The following is a 6,000-nucleotide window of genomic DNA, read 5'->3' as shown; positions in this document are numbered from 1 at the left end:
TGATGGGTCATCGAGGCATAGACAAGATAGCCGCCCGTCGTGTGCAGCACACCCTTCGGCTTGCCGGTCGAGCCCGAGGTATAGAGGATGAACAGCGGATCCTCGGCCTTCATCTTCGCCGGCGGGCAATCGGCNTTCACCGTGGCGACGGCCTGATGNTACCAGATGTCGCGATCCGCGAACCAGTTGATCTTGCCGGCGGTGCGACGAACGACAAGAACGGACTTGACCTCGACGCCGTCGCGCTTGGCGATGTCGATCGCGTGGTCGGTGTTGGCCTTGAGCGGAATCGGCTTGCCGCCGCGCAGGCCCTCGTCCGCTGTGATGACGAAGGTGGATTGGCAATCGACAATGCGGCCGGCCAGCGCATCGGGGGAAAAACCGCCAAACACGATCGAATGCACGGCACCGATGCGGGTGCAGGCGAGCATCGCATAGGCGGCTTCNGGGATCATCGGCATGTAGATCGTGACGCGGTCGCCTCGTCTGACGCCGTTTTCCTTCAGCACATTGGCGAGGCGGCAGACATGCTCGTAGAGCTCGCGGTAGGTGATCTTCCGGTCGTCATATGGATTGTCCCCCTCCCAGATGATCGCCACCTGGTCGCCGCGCTTTTCCAGATGCCGGTCGATGCAGTTGTAGGAGACGTTGGTGAGACCGTCCTCGAACCACTTGATCGATACCTTGCCTTCAAAGCTGGTGTTCTTGACCTTGGTGTAAGGCTTGAACCAATCGATGCGCTTGCCATGTTCGCCCCAGAACGCTTCCGGGTCGGCGACGCTCTGCTTGTACCATTTCAGATAGGTGGCGTTGTCGATCAAAGCGCGTTGCTTCGCCGGCTTGAGCACCGGATAGGTCTTCACGGACATGCTGATTTTCCTCCCTGCGCAGGCAAGTTTCCGGACGCCGCGTCTCCCTGTGCGTCCTCTCCGGGCGCATTCATATCAGGTCAAGACACGGCGGCAATTAGACAAAAGGTCATTTCTGCGAGAAGAATTGCATTTATGCGACGACGAGGGTATAGAGGCGCTAATTTCCCGGAAATTAAGTGGTTACACCCCACGGCCCGCGACACCGGCGCGGACGGACAGAAGGACTATACCCATGGCTCAACAACTGCTTATGCCCAAAGCGACGGCCGTATGGCTTGTTGACAACACTGCCCTGTCGTTCGAGCAGATCGCCCAGTTCTGCAAGCTGCACCCGCTGGAGGTCAAGGCGATCGCGGACGGTGAATCGGCGCAGGGCATCAAGGGCCTCGACCCGATCGCCACCGGCCAGCTGTCGCGCGACGAGATCGCCCGCGCCGAAGGCAACCCGAACCACAAGCTGAAACTTTCCGAGCCGAAGGTGCGTGTGCCGGACAGCAAGCGCAAGGGCCCGCGCTATACCCCGGTTTCCAAGCGCCAGGACCGTCCGAACGCCATTCTCTGGCTGGTGCGCAACCATCCGGAACTGAAGGACGCCCAGATCTCGCGTCTCGTCGGCACGACCAAGTCGACGATCGAGCAAATCCGCGAGCGCACCCACTGGAACTCGACGAACCTGACGGCGATGGACCCGGTGACGCTTGGCCTCTGCACCCAGATCGACCTCGACCTCGAAGTCGAACGTGCATCGAAGGGCCGGCCGCTGCCGACCGCTGCCGAACTCGGCGCGACGCTCGAAGCCTCCAAGGAGACGGAAAAGCTGCCGTTCTCCTATGAGCGCGAGGAAGAGAAGGAAATGGACGCCGACGCCGTTTTTGCCAAGCTCAAGTCGCTCAAGTCCGACCGCAAGGACGAAGACGACGACGATCATTACTGATCGGATCGCCTTACACCACAAACCCGGATCGCCTGATCCGGGTTTTTTTGTGCCGAGCGGCAAGCCGTCAGTAGGCAGAGCCCTCGCTGCCGTCCAGCCGGTGCCGCTCCGTACCCTTGAGCGGCGGATTGAAGATGCTGACGAGGATCAGGTCCTCGTTCTTGCCGCCGCGCAGGTAATGCTTGTCGTTCTTGTCGAGCACGTAGATATCGCCCGGCGCGATCGGAAAGACATTGCCCGCCATGTCCTCGACCTCTCCGGTGCCGGCGATGCAATAGCAGGCCTCGAGATGGTTGCGGTATTCGAGCAGCGAGGTGGTATTGGCGCGCACGACGGTGTGGCAGACAGTAAAGCCCATGCCATCGCGCTCGGTCAGCAGACGATGGCTGGTGCCGCTTCCCCACTCGACGAAATGCGGCGTTTCCTCGACTTGCTTCAGATTGCGAACGAACATCGGCCTTAGCCTTTCTTCAGGAAAATTTGACGATCGGATGAAAGAGGGGTCAAAACCGCTCTGTGATTGCCTGTATCGCTTGCATTTCCTTGCTCGACAAATGATGCTTTCTCGTCGTTTATGTTAGGAAAGCTTGACTATGCTGCCATCGCTTAGCGCTTTGCGCGTCTTCGAGGCCGCCGCACGCCACAACAGCTTTTCGCGCGCCGCCGACGAGTTGCATGTCACGCATGCAGCGGTCAGCCATCAGATCCGTCTGCTCGAGGACTGGTTCGGCCGGCCGCTGTTTCTGCGCGAAAAGCGCAGCGTCCGGCTCGTGCCCGATGCGCTGGCGCTGGCGCAGACGCTGTCGGTCAGCTTGGCGCGGATCGAAGCGGAGGCCCACGCCTTGCGCATGCAGACGACAGGCGAGCTGACCGTCGCCTGCATCGCTTCGATCGCGACACGATGGCTGATCCCAGCCCTTCCGGACTTCCTGAACGCCCATCCGGACCTCAATGTACGTGTCCTCTATGCAATGGGCGAGCAACGCTTTCGCGAGGCCGATTGCGACGTCCTGATCACGCTGGGGGAAGACAAGAGCGAGACGCGGGAATGCACCCGGCTGTTTTCCCGCGCCAACCGGCCCGTTGCCAGCCCGAGCTATCTTGCGCGCCGGGGAAAGCCGCAGACCGCCCGGGAGATCGCCGCCGCCGACCTCCTGCACGACGAAACGCCGGATCGCTGGCTGAACTGGTGCCGGAAGGCGGGGCTGCAGCCGGACGGCCCGTTGCGCGGCCCGGTGTTCCAGGACTTCAACCTGCTCGCCACCGCCGTGATCGCCGGGCACGGCATTGCCCTCTGTCCGACCGAAGTGTTCCGCCGCGAATTGGCAAATGGCGACCTCGTTATCCTCTCCGATGTCGAGACGTTGACCGACGAAAGCTATTTCCTCGTCACCGCCCGGCCGGCCGGCGGCGGCGCCGTCCGGTTCCGGGACTGGTTTTGCGGTCTGACGGCGAGTTTGCGTAAATCCGGCTAACCACCGATGCCGCGTTCTTTCAGCGCCGCGGCAATTTCCTCCAGCACGGCCGGGTCGTCGATCGTCGCCGGCATCTTCCAGCTTTCGCGATCGGCGATCTTCTGCATCGTGCCGCGGAGGATTTTTCCCGAGCGCGTCTTCGGCAGGCGCTTGACGCAGATGACCGTCTTGAACGCGGCGACGGGGCCGAGACGTTCGCGCACCAAGGCAACGACTTCCCGCTCGATCGCAGTTGTTTCACGGGAAACATCGGCGTTGATGACAAGGAAGCCGGCCGGAATCTGGCCCTTGATTGCATCGGCAATGCCAATCACCGCGCATTCGGCAACATCCGCATGGCTGGCGCAGATTTCCTCCATCGCCCCCGTGGAAAGGCGATGTCCGGCGACATTGATGATGTCGTCGGTGCGCGACATGATGAAGATATAGCCGTCTTCATCGATATAGCCTGCATCGGCGGTGCGGTAGTAACCCGGGAATTCCGAGAGGCAGGCCTCGCGAAAACGCGCGTCAGCATTCCAGAACGTCGGCAGGCAGCCGGGCGGCAGCGGCAGCTTGATCACGACATTGCCGAGGGTTCCTTTGGCAACCGGGTGTCCGGCATCGTCGAGGACCTGGACGTCATAACCGGGCAGCGGCACCGCGGCGGAACCATATTTGACCGGCAGGAGGCCGAGACCGATCGGATTTCCCGCCACCGGCCAACCGGTTTCCGTCTGCCACCAATTGTCGATGACGGGCACGCCGAGTTTCGCCTGCGCCCAGGCAACGGTATCCGGATCGGCCCGCTCGCCGGCAAGAAACAGGGCTTGCAGCGATGAAATGTCATGCCGGCCGATCAGTTCTCCCTGCGGATCTTCCTTGCGGATGGCACGAAACGCCGTCGGCGCTGTGAACAGCTTTGTAACGCCGTGCTGTTCGACGACGCGCCAGTAGGCGCCCGCGTCGGGCGTGCCCACGGGCTTTCCTTCGTAGAGCACAGACGTGCTGCCGTTGAGCAGGGGACCGTAGACGATGTAGGAGTGGCCGACGACCCAGCCGATATCGGATGCCGCCCAGAAAACCTCCCCCGGCTTCAGGCCGAAGAAGTTCTGCATCGACCACAAAAGCGCGACCATATGGCCGCCCGTGTCGCGCACCACGCCCTTGGGCTGGCCGGTCGTTCCGGACGTGTAGAGGATGTACAAGGGATCAGTGGCAAGAACCGGCGTGCAGGGCACATCGGCTCCTTTATGCTTTGCCGCGCTGACCGCCGAAGCAAGGTCAATATCGCGCTTCCCCCGCAACTCCGCCTGCAGCGTTTCGCGTTGATAAACCAGGCAGTGATCGGGCTTGTGGGCACTGATCTCGATCGCCGCGTCGAGAAGGGGCTTGTAGGCGATGGCGCGGCCGCCTTCGATGCCGCAACTGGCAGAAACGATCAATCTCGCCTGACTGTCGCTGATACGCGTGGCGAGCTCGTTAGCTGCGAAACCGCCGAAAACGACAGAGTGCACGGCGCCGATGCGCGCTGCCGCAAGCATGGCAAAGGCCGCCTGCGGGATCATCGGCATATAGATGATGATCCGGTCGCCCTTGCCGATGCCGAGGTCACGATAGACGGCCGCAAGCGCGACAACCTCCGCCAACATGGCACCGTAGGTCCAATGTTCGACGGTGCCCGTGACCGGACTGTCATAGATCAGCGCAGTCTGATCGGCGCGACCCGCAGCGACCTGGCGATCCAGACAATTGAAGCAGGTATTTGTCTCGCCGCCGCTGAACCAATGGCCGTAGACGCCGCCGGCGGGATCGAAAACCCGCTGCGACGGCCGCAGCCAGTCGATATCCTCCGCGGCCTTCGCCCAGAACGCTCGCGGGTCCTGCCTCCACGCGCCATACACTTCGGAATAGCTGCTCGCCATCTCCGTCTCCTCCACTCCCGAACCGGGCTCAACCGGCCTCCAGGCGGAAACTTTAAGAGATTGCGAGGGAGGCGAGAAGCCAGACCAAAGGGTTAGATCAACGCGTACCGAAGATCGCCGAGCCGACGCGCACGCTGGTGGCGCCGAACTGCACGGCCACATCGAAATCGCCGGACATGCCCATGGACAGCTTCGTCACCCCGCAACGCGCTGCGAGCTTGGCGAGCAGGGCGAAGTGCGGCCCCGGATTCTCGTCCGCCGGCGGAATGCACATCAGGCCCTCGATCGGTATGCCGATCGTCTCCCGGCACAAGGTGACAAAGGCGACGGTTTCATCCGGCGCAATGCCGGCCTTTTGCGGCTCAAGGCCGGTATTGACCTGGACATAGAGGCGAACGGGCTTGTCCTGACGCACGATCTCGGCGGCGACGGCTCTGGCGATCTTCTCCCGGTCAATGGTCTCGATGACATCGAAGAGGGCAACCGCATCCGCCGCCTTGTTGGATTGCAGCGGGCCGATCAGGTGAAGCTCGATATCGGACGTCCCCGCGCGAAGCTGCGGCCACTTGCCCTGCGCTTCCTGCACGCGGTTTTCGCCGAAGACGCGTTGTCCCGCCTCCATCACCGGGCGGATCGCCTCGGCGTCGAACGTCTTCGAAACGGCAACCAGCGAAACCGAGCCGGCGGCCCGGTTCGCACCGGCTTCCGCATCGCGAATCCGGCTCAGGACATCGTTCAACCGTTCAACCACGCTCATCGCCACCATCTCCATCAAGATCCTTCGCCCGCGCCGGCCTTCGATGTCTCGGAAGGCA

General features: G+C 62.3%; 6 protein-coding genes. 2 read left to right on the top strand and 4 right to left on the bottom strand.

Translation table 11 applies throughout. The annotated features are described in order from the left end of the window. A partial coding sequence (locus A3AY_RS0118675) for an AMP-binding protein (RefSeq protein WP_018327193.1) occupies positions 1-869 on the bottom strand: 869 nt, incomplete at its 3' end. 235 nt (positions 870-1,104) lie between these two features. Between A3AY_RS0118675 and A3AY_RS0118670 the strand changes: the two genes are divergently transcribed. Then, complete coding sequence (locus A3AY_RS0118670; RefSeq protein ID WP_026203596.1) at positions 1,105-1,806, top strand: DUF1013 domain-containing protein; 702 nt, start codon at positions 1,105-1,107, stop codon at positions 1,804-1,806. A gap of 67 nt (positions 1,807-1,873) precedes the next feature. Here the strand turns inward: A3AY_RS0118670 and A3AY_RS0118665 are convergent, their stop codons facing one another. Then, the gene (locus A3AY_RS0118665; protein ID WP_018327191.1) at positions 1,874-2,260 is read right to left on the bottom strand and encodes an ectoine synthase; all 387 of its coding nucleotides are present in this window, start codon (positions 2,258-2,260) and stop codon (positions 1,874-1,876) included. Between the two features lie 139 nt (positions 2,261-2,399). Between A3AY_RS0118665 and A3AY_RS0118660 the strand changes: the two genes are divergently transcribed. Further along, positions 2,400-3,281, top strand: coding sequence for a LysR substrate-binding domain-containing protein (locus A3AY_RS0118660; RefSeq protein WP_018327190.1), 882 nt, complete (start codon positions 2,400-2,402; stop codon positions 3,279-3,281). Here the strand turns inward: A3AY_RS0118660 and A3AY_RS0118655 are convergent. Next, positions 3,278-5,185, bottom strand: coding sequence for an AMP-binding protein (locus tag A3AY_RS0118655; RefSeq protein ID WP_018327189.1), 1,908 nt, complete (start codon positions 5,183-5,185; stop codon positions 3,278-3,280). The two genes, A3AY_RS0118660 and A3AY_RS0118655, sit on opposite strands and share 4 nt — an antisense overlap. A 97-nt stretch (positions 5,186-5,282) precedes the next feature. Next, entirely contained in the window at positions 5,283-5,942 is a 660-nt protein-coding gene (locus A3AY_RS0118650; RefSeq protein ID WP_026203595.1) for a YggS family pyridoxal phosphate-dependent enzyme, read from the bottom strand. Positions 5,943-6,000: the final 58 nt, after the last annotated feature.

Origin of the sequence: Rhizobium giardinii bv. giardinii H152, assembly GCF_000379605.1 — a bacterium.
Taxonomy (GTDB): domain Bacteria; phylum Pseudomonadota; class Alphaproteobacteria; order Rhizobiales; family Rhizobiaceae; genus Pararhizobium; species Pararhizobium giardinii.
The sequence above is the reverse complement of the archived record's forward strand: the minus strand, read 5'-3'. Positions and strand labels throughout refer to the sequence as shown.

What these genes read in the sequence shown, in the direction of transcription:
- A3AY_RS0118670 (WP_026203596.1), top strand. Translation starts at nt 1,105, where the DNA reads ATGGCTCAACAACTGCTTATGCCCAAAGCGACGGCCGTATGGCTTGTT.
- A3AY_RS0118665 (WP_018327191.1), bottom strand. Translation starts at nt 2,260, where the DNA reads ATGTTCGTTCGCAATCTGAAGCAAGTCGAGGAAACGCCGCATTTCGTC.
- A3AY_RS0118660 (WP_018327190.1), top strand. Translation starts at nt 2,400, where the DNA reads ATGCTGCCATCGCTTAGCGCTTTGCGCGTCTTCGAGGCCGCCGCACGC.
- A3AY_RS0118655 (WP_018327189.1), bottom strand. Translation starts at nt 5,185, where the DNA reads ATGGCGAGCAGCTATTCCGAAGTGTATGGCGCGTGGAGGCAGGACCCG.
- A3AY_RS0118650 (WP_026203595.1), bottom strand. Translation starts at nt 5,942, where the DNA reads ATGAGCGTGGTTGAACGGTTGAACGATGTCCTGAGCCGGATTCGCGAT.